Here is a 21845-nt window from a genome sequence, read left to right on the forward strand (position 1 = left end):
CGACGGTGGGCTCCCTCAGCCCAGGTCGAACCGGCGCGAGAGAAGGGCAAGGGCGCTATGGGAACTGGTCGCGGGCATCTGGTCCATGGCCACCGCCAGCTCGCGAGCCGCGCGTGACCTCGCCTCCCGATACCCCCGCGCGCTCGCCTCGTCCAGCCGTTGCGACAGGCTGGGGTTGTCGATCAGCAGATCCTTGATCCGTTCGCGCTGCGTCTCGATCGCCTTCTGGCAATGGCGCGTGCGCCTGACGGGGGAATGATCCCATTTCAGCACGTTGACGAGCAGCAGCCGGTAGGACTCGGACAGGCAACGGAATTCGGCGCGCGCCAGCTCCGCGACCTCTTCGGCGAGATTGGCGAGATCGAGACCCTCGGTCTCTCCCGAAGCGAGCAGGGCCGCCTGATGCATCGCCCAGCCGTAATAATCATCCTCGAAGGCTACGAGCCCTGGGGCTCCCTGATCGGGGAGTCCCACTGCGACGCTCCTGAGCCGGGCTGTGATCGTCATATATCACGTTTCAAGGCGGGATGATGCAGTTTTCTATCATGCCGCCGCGACAAGCAAAACCAACCGGCGCTTGTGCTATCCGGCGGGCATATATTGCAAAGACAGTGTAGTCAGTCATATATAAGATAGTAACGCGCTCAAACTGAACAACAGATGCCTCAATTTATCGTGCTAGCGCAGTTATGCTGAATTTATAGCTTCACTATACGCCTCAGCCGCCCGACGGCCTATCCGCGGTTTGCGAGCCGGGCGAGCGCCGCTGCCGCGTCGATCCGGCCGTCATAGAGGGCGCGGCCGGTGATGGCCCCGGCGAGCAGCGCGGCGTCGGGCGCGCAGAGCCGCTCGATATCGGCCATGGAGGCCAGGCCGCCGGAGGCGATGACCGGGATAGAGAGCGCGCCGGCCAGCGCGATGGTGCCGTCCCAGTTGATGCCCTGGAGCATGCCGTCGCGCGCGATGTCGGTGTAGATGATGGCGCAGACGCCGGCATCCTCGAAGCGTCTCCCGAGATCGGCGGCGGCCAACGCCGAGGTCTCGGCCCAACCCTCGACCGCGACCTGGCCGTCGCGCGCATCGATGCCGACGGCGACCTTCCCCGGAAAGGCGCGGGCTGCGGCCTTGACGAAGGCCGGATCGCGCACCGCCGCCGTGCCGATGATGACGCGGCTGATGCCCTTGGCGAGCCAGGCCTCGACGGTCGCCATGTCGCGAATGCCGCCGCCGAGCTGCACCGGAAAGGCGACGCGCGCCAGGATCGCCTCGACGGCGGCGGCGTTCATCGGCTTTCCGGCGAAGGCGCCGTCGAGATCGACGACATGGAGCCAGCGAAAGCCCTGCTCCTCGAATTGGCGGGCCTGGGCGGCGGGATCGTCGTTGAAGATCGTGGCCTGGGCCATGTCGCCCTGTTTCAGCCGCACGCAGCGGCCTTCCTTCAGGTCGATCGCAGGAAACAGAATCACGGGGTCCACCTGAGGAAATTGGCGATCAGCTTCAGCCCCAGGCTCTGGCTCTTCTCGGGATGGAACTGCGTGCCGGCGATATTGCCATGGGCGACCATCGCCGTGACCGGGCCGCCATGATCGGTCAGCGCCAGGACATCCTCCGGCCGCGCGGCCTGCAGCGCGTAGGAATGCACGAAATAGGCGTGGAGCCCGCCGGGGCCGGTCGCGATGTCGCGGAGCAGCGGGTGCGGGGCGCGCTGGGTCAGGGTGTTCCAGCCCATATGCGGGATCTTCAGCGCGGGATCCCGCGGCTCGATCAAGGCGACGTCGCCGGGGATCCAGCCCAGCCCCTGCGCGACCTCGTGCTCCAGGCCGCGCGAGGCCAGCAGCTGCATGCCGACGCAGATCCCCAGGAAGGGCCGCTGCCGGCCGCGCACCACATCCTCGAGCACCTCGACCATGCCGTGCACGGCGTCGAGCCCGCGCCGGCAATCGGCGAAGGCGCCGACGCCCGGCAGGACGATGCGGTCGGCGGCACGGACGGCGCCGGGGTCGCTGGTGACCAGAATCGTCGACGGGATGCCGGCCTCGCTCGCGGCGCGCTCGAAGGCCTTGGCCGCGGAATGCAGATTGCCCGAGCCGTAATCGATGATCGCGACGCTCTGGCTCATCGTCCCTGCGCCTCCGGAAACAGCCCGATCACGGGCAGCGGGCCCTGGTCGCGCGGACGCGACGGGGCGGGCGCCGGGCGCGCCGCGACGCTCTCTCCCGCCAGAGCACGCTCGAAATAGCGCTTCTCGGCCTCGGCCAGATCGCGCGCCTCGACCACGTCGGCGAGGCGCCAGCCCTGGCGCGCCAGCTTGCGGGCGATCAGGTTGCGGCCCTCCAGGCCGAGGAACAGGCCGATGGCGAGATGGGCCAGGGCCATCAGCGTGCCGTCCAGCCCGTAGCGGCTCTCCGCATAGACCAGCCCGCCCCAGAGCAGCAGGAACAGCAGGCTCGCCAGCCAGAGCCGCTGCGACAGCAGCCAGAGACCGCTCAGCAGCAGCGCCCACCAGGAGAAGCTCTCCGGCAGCAGCCGCGCCCGCTCGATCTCCTCCACCCGCCCGCCGGAGCCCGGCGGCGGGATCATCACCGTATAGAAGGCCATGCTCGGTTCCTTACAGCGCGCCCTTGGTCGAGGGAACGCGGCCGCCCTCGCGCGGGTCCACCTCGAGCGCGATGCGCAGCGCCCGGGCCAGGCCCTTGAAGCAGCTCTCGGCGATATGATGGGCATTGTCCCCGTAGAGCGTCTCGACATGCAGGGTCAGGCCGGCATTGATCGCGAAGGCCTGGAAGAATTCCCGGACCAGCTCGGTGTCGAAACTCCCGATCTTCTCGGCCCGGAACTGGGTGCGGAAGACCAGGAAGGGCCGGCCCGAGACGTCCACCGCCACGCGGGTCAGCGTCTCGTCCATCGGCAGATGCACGTCAGCGTAGCGGCGGATGCCCTTCTTGTCGCCCAGCGCCTGTTTCAGCGCCTCGCCCAGCGCGATGCCGGCATCCTCCACCGAATGATGATCGTCGATATGGGTGTCCCCGCTCACGCTGACGGCGAGATCGATCAGCGCATGGCGGGCGAAGAGATCGAGCATATGGTCGAAGAAACCGACCCCGGTCGCAATCTCGGCCTTGCCCGTGCCGTCGAGCACGAGTCTGACCGCGATGTCGGTCTCATTGGTGCGGCGCTTCACTTCGCCCGAACGCATGACAGCCCCTGTCGCTGGCGGATTTCGCGTGGCTTTAGCAGGCGCGGGGCGGGAAGGCCAATGCTTCGCCGCGTCGCGGGACCAGGCCACGGCCGAGCGGCGCGGCCGGCGGATTCGCAGGGTCTTCGCGCTCGATGCTCTTGATACCGGGCGCCGGCCTGAACATGTTGGCGGCTCCCGCCCGCGCCGAGCCAGGACGAGATCGCGATGTCAGACGCCAGCCATGCTCCCCCCTCGATGCACGCCACCACCATCCTGATGGTGCGCAAGGGCGGGCGGGTCGTGATCGGCGGGGATGGGCAGGTCTCGCTCGGCCAGACCATCATGAAGGGCAATGCCCGCAAGGTCCGCCGGCTGGCGAAGGGCGCGGTGATCGCGGGGTTCGCCGGTGCCACCGCCGATGCCTTCACCCTGTTCGAGCGGCTGGAGACCAAGCTGGAGCAATATCCCACGCAATTGCTGCGCGCCTGCGTCGAGCTGGCCAAGGATTGGCGGACCGACCGCTATCTGCGCCGGCTGGAGGCGATGCTGCTGGTCGCCGACAAGGAGGTCTCGCTGCTGATTTCCGGCACGGGCGACGTGCTGGAGCCGGAGGCGAGCGAGCACGGCTCGGTGATGGCGATCGGCTCGGGCGGAAATTTCGCCCTCGCCGCCGCAAGGGCGCTGGTCGATGTCGAGGCCGATGCCGAGACGATCGTGCGCAAGGCGATGAAGATCGCCGGCGACATCTGCGTCTACACCAATCATTCCCTCGTGATCGAGACGCTGGAGGCGGCGTGACCGGGCAGCAATCCCCCGAAATCGGGTTCAGGCCGGTCTGCGCCGCCGATCTGCCGCTGCTGGCGCGCTGGCTGGCCCAGCCGCATTGGCAGGATTGGTGGGGCGAGCCGGAGAGCGAGCTCGCCATCATCCGCGAGATGGTCGAGGGGCGCGATCCCTGCCGGCCCTTCCTGTTCACGCTGGATGGCGAGCCGGCCGGCTATCTCCAGCTCTGGCAGGTCGCGCTCAACCTCGATCCGGACAGCCTGGCGCAGAGCCCCTGGATGGCCGAGGTCCCGTCCGATGCGGTCGGCATCGACCTGTCGATCGGCGATGCGGACAGGCTCTCGCAGGGGCTCGGCTCGGCCGTGTTGCGGCGCTTCGCCCGGATGCTCCTGGCGCAGGGACACGAGACCATCCTGATCGACCCGCATCCCGACAATCACCGCGCGGTGGCGGCCTATCGCAAGGCCGGTTTCCGCCCCGTGCCGCATCTCGAAGGCCGCACGGACGGGGTGCTCATCATGCAGTTTCAGCAGGACCAGGCCTGACATGACCAGTTTTTCGCCGCGCGAGATCGTTTCCGAGCTCGACCGCTTCATCGTCGGCCAGAACGACGCCAAGCGCGCCGTCGCGATCGCGCTGCGCAATCGCTGGCGGCGGCAGCAGCTGGAGGGGCCGCTGCGCGAGGAGGTCTCGCCCAAGAACATCCTGATGATCGGCCCGACCGGCTGCGGCAAGACCGAGATCGCCCGGCGGCTGGCCAAGCTCGCCAACGCGCCCTTCCTCAAGGTCGAGGCGACGAAATTCACCGAGGTCGGCTATGTCGGGCGCGACGTCGAATCGATCGTGCGCGATCTGGTCGAGGTGGCGATCGCGCTGGTTCGCGAGACCAAGCGCAAGGACGTACAGGCCAAGGCGCATCTGGCCGCCGAGGAGCGGGTGCTGGACGCGCTGGTGGGAGCCACCGCCAGCCCCGCGACGCGCGACAGTTTCCGCCGCAAGCTGCGCGCCAACGAGCTGGACGAGAAGGAGATCGAGGTCGAGATCGCGGCCGGCGCCTCCTCCGCGCCGATGTTCGAGGTGCCCGGCATGCCCGGCGCCTCGATCGGCGCGATCAACCTCTCCGACATGTTCGGCAAGGCCTTCGGCCAGAAGGGCAAGCCCAAGCGCATCCTGGTCCGGGACGCCTATGGCCCGCTGCTGACCGAGGAGAGCGACAAGCTGATCGACCAGGAGGCGATCGTCCAGGCGGCGATCCGCGAGGTCGAGAACAACGGCATCGTCTTCCTCGACGAGATCGACAAGATCTGCGCGCGCGAAGGCAAGGGCGGCGCGGATGTCTCGCGCGAGGGCGTGCAGCGCGACCTGTTGCCGCTGATCGAGGGCACCAGCGTCGCCACCAAGCACGGCGTGGTGAAGAGCGACCACATCCTGTTCATCGCGTCGGGCGCCTTCCATGTCTCGCGTCCGTCGGATCTGCTGCCGGAGCTGCAGGGCCGGCTGCCGATCCGGGTCGAGCTTCAGCCGCTGGACATCGAGGATTTCAAGCGCATCCTGACCGAGACCGAAGCGAGCCTGATCAAGCAATCCGTGGCGCTGATGGCCACCGAGGAGCTCACGATCAGCTTCACCCCCGACGCCATCCACGCGATCGCGCGGATCGCGGTGGAGGTGAACGCGGCGGTCGAGAATATCGGGGCGCGCCGGCTGCAGACGGTGATCGAACGCATTCTGGACGACGTCTCCTTCACCGCCCCCGATCGCTCGGGCGAGAGCGTGCTGATCGACGCGGCCTATGTCGAGGCGCGGATCGGCGACCTCGCCCGGAACACGGATCTCAGCCGGTTCATCCTGTAGGGTCGGCCGGGCCCGGGGGGAGGGAAGAGGGCGATGCCGGCTGATTCGTCCACGCTCGCCCGGAATTCGCTGGTCGTCGGGCTGGCGACGGTGCTGTCGCGACTGCTCGGCTTCGCCCGCGACATGCTGATCGCGCGGCTGCTGGGCGCCGGCCCGGTGGCGGACGCCTTTCTCGTCGCCTTCCGCCTGCCCAATCTGGTGCGCCGGGTGCTGGGCGAGGGCGGGCTGAACGCGCCCTTCGTGCCGGTCTATCTCGGCGTGCGCGGCGAATCGGGCCCCGGCGCCGCGCGGCGCTTCGCCGGCGAGGCCTTCGCCTGGCTGGCGCTGGCGGCAGGCGGGCTCACCGCGCTGTTCCTGCTGGTCGCGCCCTGGCTCGTGCTCGGCATCGCCGGCGGGTTCCGCGACGCGCCGCAGACCTACGCACTGGCGATCGACTATACCCGCATCGCCTTGCCCTTCCTCGCCTTCACCTCGCTCGCTTCGCTGCTCTCGGCGATGCTGAACGCAGAGGGCCGGTTCCTGGTCGCGGCACTGGCGCCCTCGCTGCTCAACATCGTGCTGCTGGCGGCGCTGCTGCTGGCGCTCGGCACCGGGCTGCAGGCCGCCGGCGCCGCCACTCTGGTCGCCGGCGCCGTCAGCCTCGGCGGGCTGCTGCATCTCGTGATGATCGCCACCGCCCTGCTGCGCCGCCGCCCCGGCCTGCCCGTGCCGCGCCTGCGCTGGTCGCCCGAAATGGCGCGGCTGATGCGGCTCGGCGGGCCGGCGCTGCTGGCCGCCTCGACCTCGCAGCTCGTGCTGCTGGTCGCGACGCAGATCGCCTCGGCCCAGCCCGGCGCGGTGTCCTGGCTCTATTATGCCGACCGCATCTTCCAGCTGCCGCTCGGCTTCGTCGCGGTGGCGATGGGCGTGGTGCTGCTGCCGGCGATCGCCCGGCAGGAGGCCGAGGGCGACGCGGCCGGGCGCCGCCGGACGGTCGACCGGGCGCTGGTGCTGGGCCTCGCCCTGGCGCTGCCGGCAGCGGCGGCGCTGGCCTTCCTGGCCGATCCGATCGTCTCCGTGCTGTTCGAGCGCGGGCGCTTCGCGGCTCTCGACCGGGTGCGGACGGCCTCGGCACTCGCCGCCTTCGCCGCCGGCCTGCCCTTCGCGGTGATGGCCAAGGTCTTCGCGCAGGTCTATTTCGCCCGCCAGAAGCCCAGCCTGCCGGTCTGTGCCGGGCTCGCGGCGCTGGCCGTGGCGATCGCGGCCGGGCTGATCGGGACATCCTCCCTGCCGGCGACCAGCGCCGCGCTGGCGGCGAGCCTGGCCTTTCTGGTGCAGGGCTCGGTGCTCGGCATCTTCCTGATCCGCGACGGGCTCTGGCACCCGCGCCTGGCGCTGCTGAAGCCGCTGCTCGCGCTGATCGCGGCGACGCTCGCCATGCTGGCGGCGCTGGGCGCGCTGACACCCAGGCTCGCGGCGTGGCTGGCGGAACCGACCGGGCTCGCTCTGCGCATGCTGGTGCTGGCGGGACTCTGCGCCTTCGGCCTGGCGGTCTTCGCGCTGGCCGGGCGGATTTTCGGCGCCTTCCACCTGCGCGAGCTCGGGCGGCTGGGCAAACCGCCGGGCTGACCGCGCCTCTCGCCCTCCTGCGGCGCCTCTTGCGCGCCTCTTGCGCTCCCCCTGCGCTTCCGCCAGAACGCGCCACTCCGGTTCCACCGATTTGCGGGAGCGCCCGATGGCGGCCTTTCACCAGCGCGTCTTTTCCGGCATGCAGCCGACCTCGACGCTGCATCTCGGCAATTATCTCGGCGCGTTGACCAATTGGGTGGCGATGCAGGAGACGCATGACTGCATCTATTGCGTCGTCGACATGCACGCGATCACCCAGGGGCTCGATGTCTGGGGCGGGCCGACGGAATTGCGCCGCGCCACGCGCGAGGTCGCCGCCGCCTATATCGCCGCGGGCGTCGATCCCAAGCGCAGCATCATCTTCAACCAGAGCCAGGTCGCCGGCCATGCCGAGCTGGCCTGGGTGTTCAACACCGTCGCCCGGCTGGGCTGGCTCAACCGCATGACTCAGTTCAAGGAAAAGGCCGGCAAGGACCGCGAGAACGCCTCCGTCGGGCTCTACGACTACCCGGTGCTGATGGCGGCCGACATCCTGCTCTACAAGGCGACGCATGTGCCGGTCGGCGAGGACCAGAAGCAGCATCTCGAGCTGGCGCGCGACATCGCGCAGAAATTCAACAATGATTTCGGCGCGGAGATCGCGGAACGCGGCCTCGCCACCGGCGATCTCGGCTTCTTCCCGCTGCCCGAGCCGATGATCCAGGGGCCGGCGCCGCGCGTGATGAGCCTGCGCGACGGCACCAAGAAAATGTCGAAATCCGACCCGTCCGACTATTCCCGCATCAATCTGACCGACGATGCCGAGACCATCGCCCAGAAGGTGCGCAAGGCGAAGACCGATCCGGAGGCGCTGCCTTCCGAGGAGAAGGGGCTGGAGGGCCGGCCCGAGGCGGAGAATCTGGTCGGGATCTATGCCGGCCTGTCCGGCAGCGACAAGGCGGCGGTGCTGGCGCAGTTCGGCGGCGGGCAGTTCTCGGCCTTCAAGAGCGCGCTGGTCGATCTCGCGGTCGACAGGTTGGCCCCGATCGCCGGCGAGATGCGCAGACTCCTGGCCGATGTCAGCCATGTCGACGCGATCCTGCATGAGGGCGCCGACCGGGCCCGCGCCATCGCCGAGCCGGTGATGGCCGATGTCAAGGACATTATCGGCTTCGTCAGGCGCTGAGCGCCGATGCCCCCCGCGTCGGCAGGCTTGCGCTGACCTAAGGTCGCGGGCCACCATGCCGGCTCCTGGAAGCGGCGACAGGACCAGAGAGATGGTGAAGCGCAGGCGGGCCTATGAGACGGGCCATCGTCCGAAATTCCTCGCGGTCGTGGATGACAGCCCCGAATGCGCCAAGGCGGTGCGCTTCGCGGCCCGGCGCTGCGCCCGCGTCGGCGCGGCGATCGTGCTGCTCGGCGTGATCACCCCGCCCGAGCACGAGACCTGGCTCGGCGTCGGCGAGGTGATGCAGGCGGAGGCCGAGGCCGAGGCGCAGGCGCTGATCGACGAGGCCGCGGCCGCGGTGCGCTCGCTCGCCGGCATGGAGCCGGAAAAAGTGGTCCGCACCGGGGTGAAGGCCGATGAGCTGGTCAAGCTGATCGAGGCCGACGAGGATATTTCGCTGCTGGTGCTGGCCGCCAGCTCCGGGCGGGACGGCCCCGGCCCGCTGGTCAGCGCGCTGGCCGGCAAGGCGGCGGCGACCTTCCCGATCCCGGTGGCGATCGTTCCGGGCCATCTCGCCGACGAGGAGATCGACGCGCTGGCCTGAGGGCCGGCGATGCCGAGCGGGCGCGGGACCAGGACGGGAGGCGAAAGCTTCCGCTGGAATCCCGGCCGCGTCACGCCTATATCGGGAAGCGGAACGGCGGCCTTGAACCGCCCGCGCCGGAGGCGACCATGTTCATCCAGACCGAAGCCACCCCCAATCCCGCCACGCTGAAATTCATTCCCGGCCGCACCGTGATGCCGGAAGGCACGCTGGAGCTGCGCGCCCCCGAGCAGGCGGAGCGCTCGCCGCTGGCCCAGCGCCTGTTCGGCGTCAGCGGCGTCAGCGGCGTCTTCCTCGGCGCGGATTTCATCACCGTCACCAAATCGGGCGGGGAATGGCCGCATCTCAAGCCGGCGATCCTGGGCGCGATCATGGAGCATTTCATGTCGGGCGCGCCGGTTCTGGCCTCCGGCTCCGCCGCCGACGTGATCGAGGAAGGCGAGTTCTTCGCGCCCGAGGACGCCAGGACCGTCGAGACGATCAAGGACCTGCTGGAGACGCGGATCCGCCCGGCCGTGGCCGGCGATGGCGGCGACATCACCTTCCGCGGCTTCAGGGACGGCACCGTCTATCTCGCGATGAAGGGCTCCTGCGCCGGCTGCCCCTCCTCGACCGCGACGCTGAAGCACGGCATCCAGAACCTGCTGAAGCATTTCCTGCCGGATGTGCGCGAGGTCGAGGCGGTCTGAGCCGCGCGACGCTTGATCGCGGCGCGATTTTGGCATTCTTGTCGCTGACCTCTCGTCGTCACGCCTCGTGGCGGCGCCCTGCTGACGGGATTTGCCGCCGACCATGCGTATCCTTGCGATCGACACCGCGCTCGGCGCCTGCGCGGCCTGCGTGTTCGAAGCCGGAGCGGCCGCGCCGCTCGCCGGCGAGCAGATCGCCATGGACCGGGGCCATGCCGAGGCGCTGATGCCGCTGATCGAGCGGGTTATGGCCGGGGTCGAGGGCGGTTTTTCCGGGCTCGACCGCGTCGCCGTGACCGTCGGCCCGGGCTCCTATACCGGGCTGCGGGTCGGGATCAGCGCGGCGCGCGGCATCGCCCTGGCGGCCGGGATCCCCGCCGTCGGCGTCACCACGCTGGCGGCCACGGCCGCGCCGCTGATCGGGCGCGAGCCCGGCCGGGTGATCGCCGCGGCGCTGGATGCGCGGCACGGGCAGGTCTGGTTCCAGGCGCTGAGCTCCGAGGGCAAGCCGCTGGTCTCGGTCCGCCAGGTCAATCATCGCGACGCGGCGCGCGCGATCGGCGCCGGGCCGGTCAGCCTCGTCGGCTCGGCCGCGCTGGCCATCGCCAACGAGGCCTGGGCGATCGGGCTCGATGCGCTGGTGATAGACGATTCCAAGGCTCCGGACATCGCCTGGGTGGCGCGGCTCGGGCTGATCGCCGATCCGCAGAGCGCGCCACCGCGCCCGCTCTACCTCAAGGCGCCGGAAACCACGCCGCAGGACCGGGCGCGGCTGCCGCGACGCTAGCGCGCGACGCCATGGCGGGGCCCGACCAGATTATCCTTGCCTGCCGGCCGCGCTGTGGCCAACAAGCGGCATGGACTGGCTGCGCAAATTGCTGAAACCCGGAGCGAGCCCGGCGCGGACGGGGATGCTGGACGTGCGCTTCGCGCGGCATGTCGCGGCGCTGCACCACCAGGGCGGTTTCGCCCGCGGCTGGGAGCCCGGCGAATGCGCCGCCCTGATCGCCGACCCGGCCGTCGTCACCGACGGGATTTTCGCCGGCACGGACCCGCACCCCTGCGGCTTCGTCCTGTCGCGCAAGGCGGCAGACGAGGCGGAGATCCTGAGCGTCGTCATCGCCCGGGCGCATCGCCGCGAGGGGCTCGGCCGGATCCTGCTCGGCGCGCATCTCAACCAGCTCGCCAGGGCCGGCATCCGCCATGTCTATCTCGAGGTCGAGGACGGCAACCGGCCGGCCGAGCAGCTCTACCGCTCGCTGGGCTTCCGCGAAGTCGGCCGCCGCCAGAGCTATTACGCGAAGAGCGACGGCAGCCGCGCCAGCGCCGTGACGATGCGGCTCGATCTCGCATGAGCCGGCTGCGGCCCGCCGGAATGCTGCGGCTGACGCTGCTCGCGGGCGTGACCCTGGCGCTCCTGCCGGCGCAGCTCGTCGCCACCCGCATCGGCCGCGGCAGCGCGATTCCTCGGCTGTTTCACCGCGTCACCTGCCGGCTGCTCGGCGTGCGCCGGATCATCCGCGGCACGCCGCCGCAGCGCGGGGTGGGCGGGCTGATCGTCGCCAACCACGTCTCCTGGCTGGATATTTCGGTGATCGGCGCCGAGCGGCCGCTCTCCTTCGTCGCGAAGAGCGAGGTGGCGGGCTGGCCGGTGATCGGGCAGCTCGCGAAACTGCAGCGCACCGTCTTCATCGACCGGGCGCGGCGCGCCCATACCGCCGATGTCGCGGCCGAGATGGGGGCGCGGCTGCAGGCGGGCGAGGCGGTGGTGCTGTTCGCCGAGGGCACGACAGGCGACGGCACGCGCATCCTGCCGATGCGCTCCTCCTTGCTCGGCGCGGCGCATGAGGCGCTGGCGGCGGGGCCCGACAGCGAAATCCCGGTCTATCCGCTGACCATCACCTATACCGGCTTCCATGGGCTGGCCGGCGGACGCTTCGAGCGGACGCTGCTGGCCTGGTATGGCGACACCGATCTGGCGCCGCATCTGCGCGCGGTGCTGAATGCCGGCGCCATCGATGTCGAGCTGGCCTGGGGCGAGCCGATCCTGATGGGGCGGGCGGTCTCGCGCAAGGAGGCGACGCGGCGGGCGGAGGCCAGCATCCGGCAGGCGCGGCGGCGGAGCATCGCCAGCGGCGGTGCCGCGGACGCGACTTAACCCAGCGCATTTCCTCGCGGCGCGATCCGGAGTATGGAAGCGCTTTGCGGCTCGCGACCCGAGATGATGAAGAAAGTCCACATCAAGTCCTTCGGCTGCCAGATGAACGTCTATGACGGGCAGCGCATGGCCGACATCCTGGGCGAACAGGGTTTCGAGGAAAGCGCCACGCCCGAGGGCGCCGACCTGATCCTGCTCAACACCTGCCATATCCGCGAGCGGGCGGTGCAGAAGGTCTATACCGAGCTCGGCAAGCTGCGCGACCTGAAGACCGCGCAGAAGGCGCAGGGCCAGGACACCCGCATCGTCGTCGCGGGCTGCGTCGCCCAGGCGGAGGGGGCGGAGATCCAGCGCCGCCAGCCGGCGGTCGACCTGGTGGTCGGGCCGCAGGCCTATCACCGCCTGCCGGAGCTGCTGGAACAGGCGCGCGCGCGCCGGATCGTCGATACCGACCTGCCGATCGACGATAAATTCGGCCACCTGCCTGCGCCGCGCCCGGCGAGCATCAGGGCGCGCGGCATTTCCGCCTTCGTCACGGTGCAGGAGGGCTGCGACAAATTCTGCGCCTTCTGCGTGGTGCCCTATACGCGCGGCGCCGAATTCTCGCGGCCGGTGGCGCAGATCCTCGTCGAGGTCGAGCGGCTGGCGGCGGCCGGCGTGCAGGACGTCACGCTGATCGGCCAGAACGTCAACGCCTATCATGGCGAGGGGCCGGACGGCGCGAGCTGGAGCCTGGCACGGCTGATGCACCGGGTCGCGGAGATCGAGGGGATCTGCCGCATTCGCTACACCACCAGCCATCCGCGCGACATGGACGAGGATCTGATCGCGGCCCATCGCGACCTGCCGCAGCTGATGCCCTTCCTGCATCTGCCGGTGCAGGCCGGAGCCGACCGCATCCTGGCCGCGATGAACCGCAAGCATACGGCCGATGATTACCGCCGGCTGATCGCCAGGATCCGCCGCGCCAGGCCGGACATCGCGCTCTCCTCGGATTTCATCGTCGGTTTTCCCGGCGAGACCGCGGCGGAGTTTGAGGAGACGATCCGGCTCGTCGACGAGATCGGCTTCGCCAGCGCCTATTCCTTCAAATATTCGCCGCGCCCCGGCACGCCGGCGGCCGAGCTCGCGACCCAGATCGGCAGCGAGGAGATGAACGAGCGGCTCTATCGGCTGCAGGAGCGCATCGAGCATCACCGCCAGGCGTTCAACCACGCGCTGGTCGGGTGCAAGGTCGAGATCCTGCTGGAGCGGGCCGGGCGCCATCCCGGGCAGCTTGCGGGGAAGACGCCGTATCTGCAGGCTGTGCAGATCGAAACCGAGACGAATCAGATCGGCGACCGCGTGCAGGTGGTGATCGAGCGGGCCGGCTCCAATTCGCTGTTCGGCCGCAAGGCCGGGCCCGATGACCGCGCGCCGGAGGAGTTGGCCGCTTGAACGCGCTCGACGCCCCGCCTGCGTTCCGCCGCGCGCAATCCGGCCGGCGCGGCCCTGTCATCAGGTTGAAAACCTCTTATCTCGTTATGGACCGCAGTTCCGCGCGGACGCTCCTGCCCGCACGACCCACCCGCCAGGGAGACGACGCATTTGGCACAGCCTGACCCGCTGAACACCCGCCCCGAGCGCAGCCTGCGGCGCGAGGGCGCCTTGCGTGTCGACGCGCTGCCGCGCGAGGGTCTGGCGCGCGACGCGCTGGCGGCCACGGAGGTGACGCTGTCCTTCGAGGACAACCGGCTGGCGAGCCTGGTCTTCGGCCATTACGACCAGAATCTGGCGCATCTCGAGCGCCGCCTCGGCCTGGTGATCAGCCCCAACGGCAATCACGTCACGATCAAGGGCACGCCGGAGGGGGCGGAGCAGGCCGGCCGGGTGCTGAAGACGCTCTACAGCCGGGCCAAGGCCGGAGCCGCCGTCACGCTCGGCGAGGTCGACGGGGCGATCGAGGAAAGCAATGTGCAGCGCTCGCTGTTTCCCTCCGACCATGCCGGCAAGGCCTCCTTCGACGCGATCGTGACCCGCAAGCGCGGGCCGGTGCGGGCCCGGAACGCGGCGCAGGACGCCTATCTGCGCCAGTTGAAGCGCAACGAGCTTGTGCTGGCCGAGGGCCCGGCCGGGACCGGCAAGACCTGGCTCGCGGTCGGCCATGCGGTCTCGCTGATCGAGCAGGGCGTGGTCGAGCGCATGGTGCTGTCGCGCCCCGCGGTCGAGGCCGGCGAGCGGCTGGGCTTCCTGCCCGGCGACATGCGCGAGAAGGTCGACCCCTATCTGCGCCCGATCTACGACGCGCTGAATGATTTCATGGAGGCGCGCCATGTTGAGCGCGCGCTGCAGACCGGGATGATCGAGATCGCGCCGCTCGCCTTCATGCGCGGACGCACGCTGACCAATGCGGTGGTGCTGCTGGACGAGGCGCAGAACGCCACCTCCGTGCAGATGAAGATGTTCCTGACCCGGCTGGGCGAGGGTTCGCGGATGATCATCACCGGCGATCCCTCGCAGATCGACCTGCCGCCGGGCCAGCGCTCGGGGCTGATCGAGGCGGTGAAGCTGCTCTCCACCGTGGACGGCGTCGGCTACGCCAAATTCGAGGAAGGCGACGTGGTCCGGCACGATCTCGTCCGCCGCATCGTGATGGCCTATGAGAGCGCCGCCCGCCGCGAGCGCGAGGAGCGGGAGGAGCGCATCCGCGCCGCCGTGCCCGATACGCCGATCGAGGACGAGGCGGAGGGGCTGCGCCGCACCTTGTCGCGGGAGCGGCCGCGATGAGCGACCGATCTCGCGCGCGGCGCTCGGCGCCGCGCAGCCAGGACAGCCAGGACACTGATGCGGAGCCGGAACTTTCGCTGGCGATACGGGTGCAGTCCCGGCGCTGGCGGGACCTCCAGGATCTGCGCGAGCGCGTCGCGCTGGCCAGCCGGGCGGCGGTCTCCGTCGCGGCCCGCAAGCCGATGGACCAGGCGGAGCTCAGCGTGCTGCTGACCGACGACAAGCGCATCCGCGTCGTCAACCGCGACTGGCGCGGCTTCGACAAGCCCACCAATGTGCTGTCCTTCCCCGCGGTCCCGGTCGAGAGAGTGGCGCAGAGCCCGGTGCTCGGCGACCTCGTCCTCGCCTATGAGACGCTGGAGCGGGAGGCGCGCGACGACGGCAAGCCGCTCGCCGACCATCTCAGCCATCTCGTCATCCATGGCGTGCTGCATCTGCTCGGCGAGGACCATGAGACGACACCCGAGGCCGAGAGGATGGAGGCGCTGGAGATCCGCGCGCTCGCCAGCCTCGGCATCGGCGACCCCTATGCGGATAGCGAGCCGCTTTCCTCCAACCAGAACCCGTCCCCGAGATCATGAGCGACGACAGTCGAAGCCAACCCGAAGCGCCGCGCGGCCTGGCGCATTGGCTGGGCCATTTCCTGGAGCGCCTCGGCCTGCGCAGCGGCGGCACGATCCGGGAGGAGATCACCGAGGCACTGGCGCAGGGCAGCGGGCAGCTCGCCGATCTCAGCGCGCAGGAGCGCGCCATGCTGTCCAACGTGCTCAGCCTGCGCGAGACCCGGGTCGGCGACGTGATGGTTCCCCGCGCCGACATCATCGCCGTGCCCTCCGACACTACGCTGGACGAGCTGCTGGCGCTGTTTCGCACCGCCGGCCATTCGCGCCTGCCGGTCTTCGACGATTCGCTCGACGACCCCCGCGGCATGGTCCATATCCGCGACTTCCTCGAATTCATCGCCGAGAAGGCCCGCGCCACGACGCTTGACGGGGTGACCGAAGCGGTGCGGCATGATTTCGCGGCGCTGGACCTGTCGCAGACCCTGGCGGAGGCCAAGATCCTGCGCCCGGTGCTCTATGTCCCGCCCTCGATGCCGGCGGTCGATCTCCTGGTGCGGATGCAGGCGACGCGCACCCATATCGCGCTGGTCATCGACGAATATGGCGGCACCGACGGGCTGGTCTCGATGGAGGATCTCGTCGAGATCGTCGTCGGCGAGATCGAGGACGAGCACGATCAGGATGCGGCGCCATCGATCGCCGCCGCGGGCGAAGGCGTGTTCACCGCCGATGCGAGGGCGACGCTGGACGAGCTGAAGGAGGTCACCGGGATCGATCTCTCCGAGCTCGAGGTCGCCGAGGACATCGACACGATCGGCGGGCTGGTGGTGACGCTGGCGGGACGCGTCCCCGGCGAAGGCGAAACCGTCGAGGGGCCGGAGCGCCTCGCCTTCGATATTCTCGAGGCCGATCCGCGCCGCATCAAGCGGGTGCGAATCTCGCAGCGGCCGGAACCCGGCAGCCAGGCGATGGCGCAGGTGGAGCCGGTCTGATGCAGCTCGCCCGCGTCGCCGACGCCGTCATCCTCGCCTGGGGCTGGCGGCGACGCCTCATGGCCGTCGCGGCCGGTGCCAGCGGTGCGCTGGCGCTGCCTCCGCTCGATCTCTGGCCGCTGATCGTCCTGCCGATGACGATGGCCGTCTGGCTGATCGACGGCGCCGTCGGCGAGACGGCTTCCCGGCGCTTCCGGGCGGCGGCGGCGGTCGGCTGGTGGTGGGGCTTCGGCTTTTTCGTCGCCGGGCTGTGGTGGCTCGGCGCCGCCTTCCTGGTCGAGGCCGATAAATTCGCCTGGGCGATGCCGCTCGGCGTGGTGGCGCTGCCGGCTGTGCTGGCGGTGTTCCCGGCGCTGGCCTTCGGCCTGGCACGGCTGGCTTGGCCGGCGGGTGCGCGCCGCATCCTGGTGCTGGCGGTGGCGCTGACCGCGAGCGAATTTCTGCGCGGGCACGTCTTCACAGGCTTTCCCTGGAATCTCTACGGGATGATGCTGGCGGGCCAGCTGCAGCTGGCGCAATTCGTCTCGCTCGCCGGGATCTACGGGCTGACGCTGCTCGCGGTCGCGATCGGCGCGGCGCCGGCCACGCTCGGCACGGCGGAGACCGGGTCCCGGCGCTGGCGCGCGCCGCTGCTCGCCCTGCTGACGCTCGCCGCCATGGCGGGCTATGGCGTCTGGCGGATCCCGCCGACGCCGGCGCCGCTGGTCGCCGGGGTGAAGTTGCGGCTGATGCAGCCCAACCTGCCGCAGGACGCCAAATTCAGCCCGCGCAATGGCGAGGCAATCCTGAACCAGTATCTGACGCTCAGCGACCGGGCGACCAGCCCGACGACGCTGGGCGTGCAGGATGTGACGCATCTGATCTGGCCGGAATCGGCCTTTCCCTTCCTGCTCGGCCGGACGCCGCCGGCGCTGTCGCGGATCGCGGCGCTGCTGCCGCCGCAGACCACGCTGATCACCGGGGCGGCGCGGGCGGGCGAACCGCTGCCGGGGGAGGCGCGCCCGCCGATCTACAATGCGATCCAGGTCGTCGACGACGAGGGCGCGATCGTCGCCAGCTACGACAAGGTGCATCTGGTGCCGTTCGGCGAATATCTGCCGGAGATCTTCGCCAGGCTGATCCGTGGCGTCGGCCTCTCGGAATTCGTCGCCATCCCCGGCGGCTTCGCGGCCGGGCCCCGCCATGTCGGCCTTTCCGTGCGGGGGTTGCCGCCCGTGGCGCCCTTGATCTGCTACGAGGCGATCTTTCCAGGAGAGGTGGTGCCGAGACAGGGATCGCGGCCGGGGCTGATGCTCAACCTCACCAATGATGGCTGGTTCGGACAGACGAGCGGGCCCTATCAGCATTTCGCCCAGGCGCGGATGCGTGCGATCGAGCAGGGGTTGCCGCTGGTGCGTGTCGCCAATACCGGCATTTCCGGCGTCGTCGACGGCCATGGCAGGATCATCGGCAGTCTTCCTCTGGGGCAGCAGGGCGTCCTGGATTCCGGCCTACCCCGTCCGGCCGCCGAAACGCTCTATGCCCGCTATGGAGAGCTAGGCCTTCTGGCCATTCTCCTAATCTTTTCGTTGTTTCTTAGGCATCGACGCAACTGATCATCCCATTTGGAACCGCTTTGCGATAAACGGCCTCTAGAAGTTCCTTTCGAACAGTCTATTTTCATGCCTGCAGCCTGGTTGGTCACTGGGGCAGCGGTCGCGGCCGGAAACAAGGACAACCCAACGATGATCAAGAAGATTCCCAATCCGATCGACCGGCATGTCGGCAGCCGCGTCCGCATGCGCCGGATGCTGGCGGGTGTCAGCCAGGAGAAACTTGGGGAAGCCCTGGGCCTGACCTTTCAGCAGGTGCAGAAATACGAGAAGGGGTCGAACCGCATCAGCGCGAGCCGCCTGCAGCAGATCGCCAAGATGCTTGACGTGCCGGTGTCCTTCTTCTTCGACGGCGCCCCGACCGGGGACATGCCGCAGGGTGGGTTCTCGGATGCCGCCTCCTCCGCCTATGTCTCGGACTTCATGGCGACGAGCGAAGGCGTGCAGCTGACCAAGGCCTTCGTGAAGATCAAGAGCAGCCGCGTGCGCCGCAAGCTGATCGATCTTGTGGAGTCGCTGGCGGAGGACGAGGCGCCGGAGGCCTGATTTCCAGCGATTCCTGTTCGGCAGGACGAACGAAGTTTCCTCAGGCCGGATTTCGCGCTTGACGACGAACCTGTCCGCTGTAAAGACGGCGCGCTCCGAGGCAAGCCGACTACCGGATTGCCGTGGGTAGCCAGGCCCTGGTCGCAAGGATTTCAGAACCGTGTCCCGCCAGAACTATCTCTTCACCAGCGAATCCGTCGCTGAAGGTCATCCCGACAAGGTTTGCGACCGGATCTCCGACGAAGTCGTCGATCTCTTCTTCAAGGAAGCCGCCAAGTCCGGCATGGACGCTGCCCAGGTGCGCGTCGCCTGCGAGACCCTCGCCACCACGAACCGCGTCGTGATCGCCGGCGAAGTCCGCACCTCGCTCGACGAGAAGGCGATGAAGAGCAAGGTCAAATCCGCCGCGCGCCGGGCGATCAAGGCGATCGGCTACGAGCAGGACGGCTTCCACTGGAAGACGTGCAAGATCGACGTGCTGCTCCACGCCCAGTCGGCCGACATCGCCCAGGGCGTCGACGCCGCCGGCACGAAGGATGAAGGCGCGGGCGACCAGGGCATCATGTTCGGCTATGCCTGCCGCGAGACGCCGGAGCTGATGCCCGCGCCGATCTATTACGCGCACAAGATCCTGGAAGTGCTCGCCAAGGCCCGCCATTCCGGCGAAGGCCCGGCCGCCAAGCTCGGCCCCGACGCCAAGAGCCAGGTCACGGTGAAATACGAGAACGGCAAGCCGGTCGGCGTGACGCAGATCGTGCTGTCGACCCAGCATCTCGACGACAGCCTGTCCTCGGCCGATGTCCGCAAGATCGTCGAGCCCTATATCCGCGAGACCCTGCCCGAGGGCTGGATCACCAAGGAGACGGTCTGGCACGTCAATCCGACCGGGAAATTCGTGATCGGCGGTCCCGATGGCGATGCCGGCCTGACCGGGCGCAAGATCATCGTCGACACCTATGGCGGCGCGGCCCCGCATGGCGGCGGCGCCTTCTCCGGCAAGGACCCGACCAAGGTCGACCGGTCCGCCGCCTATGCCGCGCGCTACCTCGCCAAGAACGTGGTCGCGGCCAAGCTCGCCGATCGCTGCACGATCCAGCTCTCCTACGCCATCGGCGTCGCCAAGCCGCTCTCGATCTATGTCGATCTGCACGGCACCGGCAAGGTCGACGAGGCGAAGCTCGAGACGGCGCTGGCCGAGGTGATGGACCTGACCCCGCGCGGCATCCGCACGCATCTGCAGCTGAACCGGCCGATCTATGCGAAATCCGCCTCCTACGGCCATTTCGGCCGCAAGGCCGGCCGCGACGGCAGCTTCTCCTGGGAAAAGACCGATCTCATCGACGCGCTGAAGAAGGCCGTCGCCTGATCGGGCCGCGCGCCGCCGCTTTCGGTGAGGGCCGGGCTGCAGCCCGGCCCTTTTCATTGGTGCCCCCCGCCGGCAGCGCCGGTCCTGGTGTAAAGTCCCGGCATGACAGACGAGCATAATCCAGACCGCGCCTTCTTCGGCCGCCGCAAGGGCAAGGCGCTGCGCGAGGGCCAGAGCGCCCTGATGCAGGGCACCTTGCCGCGGCTGCGGCTGCCCGAGGGCGAGATCGCCGATCTGCCCGCGCTGTTCGCCCGGAAGGTGAGCGCGGTACGGCTCGAGATCGGCTTCGGCGGCGGCGAGCATCTGCTGGCGCGCATGCGCGAGAGCCCCGAGATCGGCTTCATCGGCGTCGAGCCCTTCATCAACGGCATGGCGAAGTTCCTGGCCGTGATCGAGCGCGAGAAGCTCGGCAACATCAGGCTCTGGGACGGCGATGCGGCGCTGCTGCTGCCGCGCCTGCCGGCGGGCTCGCTGGACGCGATCGACCTGCTCTATCCCGATCCCTGGCCGAAGCGGCGGCAGCGCAAGCGCCGCTTCGTCTCGGAGCGGACCCTGCAGCTCTTGGCGCGGGCGCTGCGCGGCGGCGGGCGCTTCCGCTTCGCCAGCGATATCGACGATTATGTCGGCTGGACGCTGGCGCGGCTGCTCGCCTCGCCGGATTTCGACTGGACGGACGAGCGCGCCGAGGATTGGCGCCGTCCCTATCCCGGCTGGGTACGGACCCGCTACGAGGCCAAGGCGATCGCGGCCGGGCGGGTGCCGAGCTATCTCACGGCTGTGCGTCGCGCATCCTGAGGAAGCCGAGCACGCGCTGCGCCGTGGTGAGATTGAGGTTGCGGAAGCTCTGGCGCGCGCGCTCGATCGCGGCGTCGGATTTGCCGTGGTCCTTCCTCAGGCCGATCAGCGTGCGCGTCGTCTCCCAGGACCAGCCCAGCCCGCGCGCGGCGAGCAGCACCGCGTCGCGATCCGGCCCCAGAATGATCTGCTCGGTCGCGGGCAAGGTGAGCTGAGCCAGCACCGCCATCGCGCAGATCGCATGTTCGGAGGCGCCGTCGGCGGCGAAGCGCGCCACCGTGGCCTCGTCGAGCTCGCCGGCCTCGTTCAGCCGGTTGATCTCGATCAGCGCGGCGCTGACCTTGCCGATATCGTCCCTGATCTGGTCCTTGGCGCCGATCGCCTCGGCGCCGCGCTCCACCGCGCCGTCCACCGCGCTGGCATTGACGGCGCTCGGCTCCAGCGTCGCGCTGAGCCGGCGGCGCGCCGCGTTCTTGGCGGCGATCATCAGCTGCTCGACCAACTCCGGCGGGATGTCGCTGCGCGAGCCGAGCGTCGCCTGCAGCGCGTCGTCCTGCACGGCGCGCATCACCAGCACCCCCATGCCATGGCGCGAGAAGCGGGCGGTCTGATTGGCGGCGACGGCATGGGTGACGACGCGCCCGCCGCGCAGGATCAGGAAATCGGTCACCGGCTCGCCGAGATTGGGGCGCTCGGTGATGGCGAGCATGTGATCGCGGCCCTTGGCGGCCGAGACCGCGACCAGATCCTGGTCGTTGAGGCGGGGCGAGGCGACCAGCACGGGGCGGGCGACCGAGATCTCGTCCAGCGCCAGCAGGCGCACGACGCCGCGCGGCGCGTTGGGCACCGGCGCGAGCCGCTCGGAGAGTTCGGCCCGGGCCCGGACCTCGATGGCGCGGGCGAGGCGGCCGATCACCACGTCGAAGACGCTGACCTGCTCGTCCTCCATCGCCGCGGCCGTGCTGATGAAGAGATCGGTGAGTCGCGAAAGGATCTGCGCGCGCTCGCTCTGGGAGCCGCGCAGCATCGTCGTTTCGAGGTCGCGCAACAGCGCATTCACCGCACTCATTCAAGCAATCCCGTCCAACGCAACTTTGCGCAGCCTAGCTGACAAGAATGACCATCGGGTTAGCGCAGCTTCGGAAACTGTCGCGCCACTGTCGTCGACTGTATGTGTCGAGCCGTCTCACGATCCCGGATCGGC

The 21845-nt window shown here is 69.4% G+C and carries 24 protein-coding genes; 18 read left to right on the plus strand and 6 right to left on the minus strand.

All coding sequences use genetic code 11. The features are described from left to right. Positions 1–15 precede the first annotated feature (15 nt). The 5 genes from ASG72_RS05445 to hisB form a co-directional block, all read right to left on the minus strand. Positions 16–474: a DUF29 domain-containing protein gene (locus tag ASG72_RS05445; RefSeq protein ID WP_162246194.1), complete on the minus strand. Its 459-nt coding sequence runs from the start codon at positions 472–474 to the stop codon at positions 16–18. A gap of 260 nt (positions 475–734) precedes the next feature. Beyond that, positions 735–1475 (minus strand): 1-(5-phosphoribosyl)-5-[(5-phosphoribosylamino)methylideneamino]imidazole-4-carboxamide isomerase, encoded by a 741-nt coding sequence (gene hisA / locus ASG72_RS05450; protein WP_200939890.1) that lies wholly within the window; start codon positions 1473–1475, stop codon positions 735–737. Continuing rightward, complete coding sequence (gene hisH, locus ASG72_RS05455) at positions 1463–2119, minus strand: imidazole glycerol phosphate synthase subunit HisH (protein WP_056709745.1); 657 nt, start codon at positions 2117–2119, stop codon at positions 1463–1465. The genes hisA and hisH overlap by 13 nt, the downstream gene beginning before the upstream one ends. Further along, positions 2116–2598, minus strand: a complete 483-nt coding sequence (locus ASG72_RS05460; RefSeq protein ID WP_056709747.1) for a DUF2628 domain-containing protein — start codon at positions 2596–2598, stop codon at positions 2116–2118. Before ASG72_RS05460 ends, hisH begins: the two co-directional genes overlap by 4 nt. 10 nt (positions 2599–2608) lie before the next feature. Next, positions 2609–3196 (minus strand): imidazoleglycerol-phosphate dehydratase HisB, encoded by a 588-nt coding sequence (hisB, locus tag ASG72_RS05465; RefSeq protein WP_056709749.1) that lies wholly within the window; start codon positions 3194–3196, stop codon positions 2609–2611. 207 nt (positions 3197–3403) lie between these two features. Here hisB and hslV point away from each other — a divergent pair, with 207 nt between their 5' ends. The 18 genes from hslV to ASG72_RS05555 all read left to right on the plus strand — a co-directional run bounded on the left by hslV (position 3404) and on the right by ASG72_RS05555 (position 20641). Next, the gene (gene hslV / locus ASG72_RS05470) at positions 3404–3976 is read left to right on the plus strand and encodes an ATP-dependent protease subunit HslV (RefSeq protein WP_280137735.1); all 573 of its coding nucleotides are present in this window, start codon (positions 3404–3406) and stop codon (positions 3974–3976) included. Beyond that, entirely contained in the window at positions 3973–4506 is a 534-nt protein-coding gene (locus ASG72_RS05475; RefSeq protein ID WP_056709753.1) for a GNAT family N-acetyltransferase, read from the plus strand. Before hslV ends, ASG72_RS05475 begins: the two co-directional genes overlap by 4 nt. A gap of 1 nt (position 4507) precedes the next feature. Beyond that, positions 4508–5815 (plus strand): ATP-dependent protease ATPase subunit HslU, encoded by a 1308-nt coding sequence (gene hslU, locus ASG72_RS05480; RefSeq protein WP_056709755.1) that lies wholly within the window; start codon positions 4508–4510, stop codon positions 5813–5815. A gap of 33 nt (positions 5816–5848) precedes the next feature. Then, complete coding sequence (gene murJ, locus ASG72_RS05485; protein WP_056709757.1) at positions 5849–7423, plus strand: murein biosynthesis integral membrane protein MurJ; 1575 nt, start codon at positions 5849–5851, stop codon at positions 7421–7423. Between the two features lie 106 nt (positions 7424–7529). Then, positions 7530–8588 (plus strand): tryptophan--tRNA ligase, encoded by a 1059-nt coding sequence (gene trpS, locus ASG72_RS05490; RefSeq protein WP_056709759.1) that lies wholly within the window; start codon positions 7530–7532, stop codon positions 8586–8588. Positions 8589–8679: 91 nt separating this feature from the next. Continuing rightward, positions 8680–9174 (plus strand): universal stress protein, encoded by a 495-nt coding sequence (locus tag ASG72_RS05495; RefSeq protein WP_056709761.1) that lies wholly within the window; start codon positions 8680–8682, stop codon positions 9172–9174. A 128-nt stretch (positions 9175–9302) separates the two neighbouring features. Next, positions 9303–9863: a NifU family protein gene (locus tag ASG72_RS05500; RefSeq protein ID WP_056709763.1), complete on the plus strand. Its 561-nt coding sequence runs from the start codon at positions 9303–9305 to the stop codon at positions 9861–9863. Positions 9864–9966: 103 nt separating this feature from the next. Further along, the gene (tsaB, locus tag ASG72_RS05505; RefSeq protein WP_056709765.1) at positions 9967–10650 is read left to right on the plus strand and encodes a tRNA (adenosine(37)-N6)-threonylcarbamoyltransferase complex dimerization subunit type 1 TsaB; all 684 of its coding nucleotides are present in this window, start codon (positions 9967–9969) and stop codon (positions 10648–10650) included. Between the two features lie 70 nt (positions 10651–10720). Then, complete coding sequence (locus ASG72_RS05510; RefSeq protein WP_244488700.1) at positions 10721–11218, plus strand: GNAT family N-acetyltransferase; 498 nt, start codon at positions 10721–10723, stop codon at positions 11216–11218. Beyond that, positions 11215–12021, plus strand: coding sequence for a lysophospholipid acyltransferase family protein (locus ASG72_RS05515; protein WP_056709766.1), 807 nt, complete (start codon positions 11215–11217; stop codon positions 12019–12021). Before ASG72_RS05510 ends, ASG72_RS05515 begins: the two co-directional genes overlap by 4 nt. A 66-nt stretch (positions 12022–12087) precedes the next feature. Next, positions 12088–13458, plus strand: a complete 1371-nt coding sequence (gene miaB, locus ASG72_RS05520) for a tRNA (N6-isopentenyl adenosine(37)-C2)-methylthiotransferase MiaB (RefSeq protein WP_056710009.1) — start codon at positions 12088–12090, stop codon at positions 13456–13458. 210 nt (positions 13459–13668) lie between these two features. Then, on the plus strand, positions 13669–14787 hold the full coding sequence (locus ASG72_RS05525) for a PhoH family protein (RefSeq protein ID WP_244488715.1): 1119 nt from the start codon (positions 13669–13671) through the stop codon (positions 14785–14787). Continuing rightward, complete coding sequence (gene ybeY / locus ASG72_RS05530; protein WP_082540095.1) at positions 14784–15368, plus strand: rRNA maturation RNase YbeY; 585 nt, start codon at positions 14784–14786, stop codon at positions 15366–15368. Before ASG72_RS05525 ends, ybeY begins: the two co-directional genes overlap by 4 nt. Then, positions 15365–16342 carry a hemolysin family protein gene (locus ASG72_RS05535; RefSeq protein ID WP_056709767.1) on the plus strand — a complete coding sequence of 326 codons (978 nt, stop codon included), beginning with the start codon at positions 15365–15367 and terminating at the stop codon, positions 16340–16342. Before ybeY ends, ASG72_RS05535 begins: the two co-directional genes overlap by 4 nt. Beyond that, entirely contained in the window at positions 16342–17937 is a 1596-nt protein-coding gene (gene lnt, locus ASG72_RS05540; protein ID WP_056709769.1) for an apolipoprotein N-acyltransferase, read from the plus strand. Before ASG72_RS05535 ends, lnt begins: the two co-directional genes overlap by 1 nt. Positions 17938–18066: 129 nt before the next feature. After that, the gene (locus ASG72_RS05545) at positions 18067–18480 is read left to right on the plus strand and encodes a helix-turn-helix transcriptional regulator (RefSeq protein ID WP_056709771.1); all 414 of its coding nucleotides are present in this window, start codon (positions 18067–18069) and stop codon (positions 18478–18480) included. 160 nt (positions 18481–18640) lie between these two features. Then, positions 18641–19846, plus strand: coding sequence for a methionine adenosyltransferase (metK, locus tag ASG72_RS05550; RefSeq protein ID WP_056709773.1), 1206 nt, complete (start codon positions 18641–18643; stop codon positions 19844–19846). 102 nt (positions 19847–19948) lie between these two features. Further along, positions 19949–20641, plus strand: a complete 693-nt coding sequence (locus ASG72_RS05555) for a tRNA (guanine(46)-N(7))-methyltransferase TrmB (protein WP_056709776.1) — start codon at positions 19949–19951, stop codon at positions 20639–20641. Here ASG72_RS05555 and ASG72_RS05560 read toward each other — a convergent pair. Next, entirely contained in the window at positions 20616–21710 is a 1095-nt protein-coding gene (locus ASG72_RS05560) for a DUF2336 domain-containing protein (RefSeq protein ID WP_056709778.1), read from the minus strand. The two genes, ASG72_RS05555 and ASG72_RS05560, sit on opposite strands and share 26 nt — an antisense overlap. Positions 21711–21845: the final 135 nt, after the last annotated feature.

The organism is Allobosea sp. Leaf344, assembly GCF_001426225.1.
Lineage (GTDB): Bacteria > Pseudomonadota > Alphaproteobacteria > Rhizobiales > Beijerinckiaceae > Allobosea.

What these genes read in the sequence shown, in the direction of transcription:
- tsaB (WP_056709765.1), top strand. Translation starts at nt 9,967, where the DNA reads ATGCGTATCCTTGCGATCGACACCGCGCTCGGCGCCTGCGCGGCCTGC.
- lnt (WP_056709769.1), top strand. Translation starts at nt 16,342, where the DNA reads ATGCAGCTCGCCCGCGTCGCCGACGCCGTCATCCTCGCCTGGGGCTGG.
- ASG72_RS05495 (WP_056709761.1), top strand. Translation starts at nt 8,680, where the DNA reads ATGGTGAAGCGCAGGCGGGCCTATGAGACGGGCCATCGTCCGAAATTC.
- ASG72_RS05555 (WP_056709776.1), top strand. Translation starts at nt 19,949, where the DNA reads ATGACAGACGAGCATAATCCAGACCGCGCCTTCTTCGGCCGCCGCAAG.
- ASG72_RS05460 (WP_056709747.1), bottom strand. Translation starts at nt 2,598, where the DNA reads ATGGCCTTCTATACGGTGATGATCCCGCCGCCGGGCTCCGGCGGGCGG.
- ASG72_RS05500 (WP_056709763.1), top strand. Translation starts at nt 9,303, where the DNA reads ATGTTCATCCAGACCGAAGCCACCCCCAATCCCGCCACGCTGAAATTC.
- ybeY (WP_082540095.1), top strand. Translation starts at nt 14,784, where the DNA reads ATGAGCGACCGATCTCGCGCGCGGCGCTCGGCGCCGCGCAGCCAGGAC.
- ASG72_RS05515 (WP_056709766.1), top strand. Translation starts at nt 11,215, where the DNA reads ATGAGCCGGCTGCGGCCCGCCGGAATGCTGCGGCTGACGCTGCTCGCG.
- hisH (WP_056709745.1), bottom strand. Translation starts at nt 2,119, where the DNA reads ATGAGCCAGAGCGTCGCGATCATCGATTACGGCTCGGGCAATCTGCAT.
- hisB (WP_056709749.1), bottom strand. Translation starts at nt 3,196, where the DNA reads ATGCGTTCGGGCGAAGTGAAGCGCCGCACCAATGAGACCGACATCGCG.
- ASG72_RS05510 (WP_244488700.1), top strand. Translation starts at nt 10,721, where the DNA reads ATGGACTGGCTGCGCAAATTGCTGAAACCCGGAGCGAGCCCGGCGCGG.
- hslU (WP_056709755.1), top strand. Translation starts at nt 4,508, where the DNA reads ATGACCAGTTTTTCGCCGCGCGAGATCGTTTCCGAGCTCGACCGCTTC.
- trpS (WP_056709759.1), top strand. Translation starts at nt 7,530, where the DNA reads ATGGCGGCCTTTCACCAGCGCGTCTTTTCCGGCATGCAGCCGACCTCG.
- ASG72_RS05560 (WP_056709778.1), bottom strand. Translation starts at nt 21,710, where the DNA reads ATGAGTGCGGTGAATGCGCTGTTGCGCGACCTCGAAACGACGATGCTG.
- hslV (WP_280137735.1), top strand. Translation starts at nt 3,404, where the DNA reads ATGTCAGACGCCAGCCATGCTCCCCCCTCGATGCACGCCACCACCATC.
- ASG72_RS05535 (WP_056709767.1), top strand. Translation starts at nt 15,365, where the DNA reads ATGAGCGACGACAGTCGAAGCCAACCCGAAGCGCCGCGCGGCCTGGCG.
- miaB (WP_056710009.1), top strand. Translation starts at nt 12,088, where the DNA reads ATGAAGAAAGTCCACATCAAGTCCTTCGGCTGCCAGATGAACGTCTAT.
- murJ (WP_056709757.1), top strand. Translation starts at nt 5,849, where the DNA reads ATGCCGGCTGATTCGTCCACGCTCGCCCGGAATTCGCTGGTCGTCGGG.
- ASG72_RS05545 (WP_056709771.1), top strand. Translation starts at nt 18,067, where the DNA reads ATGATCAAGAAGATTCCCAATCCGATCGACCGGCATGTCGGCAGCCGC.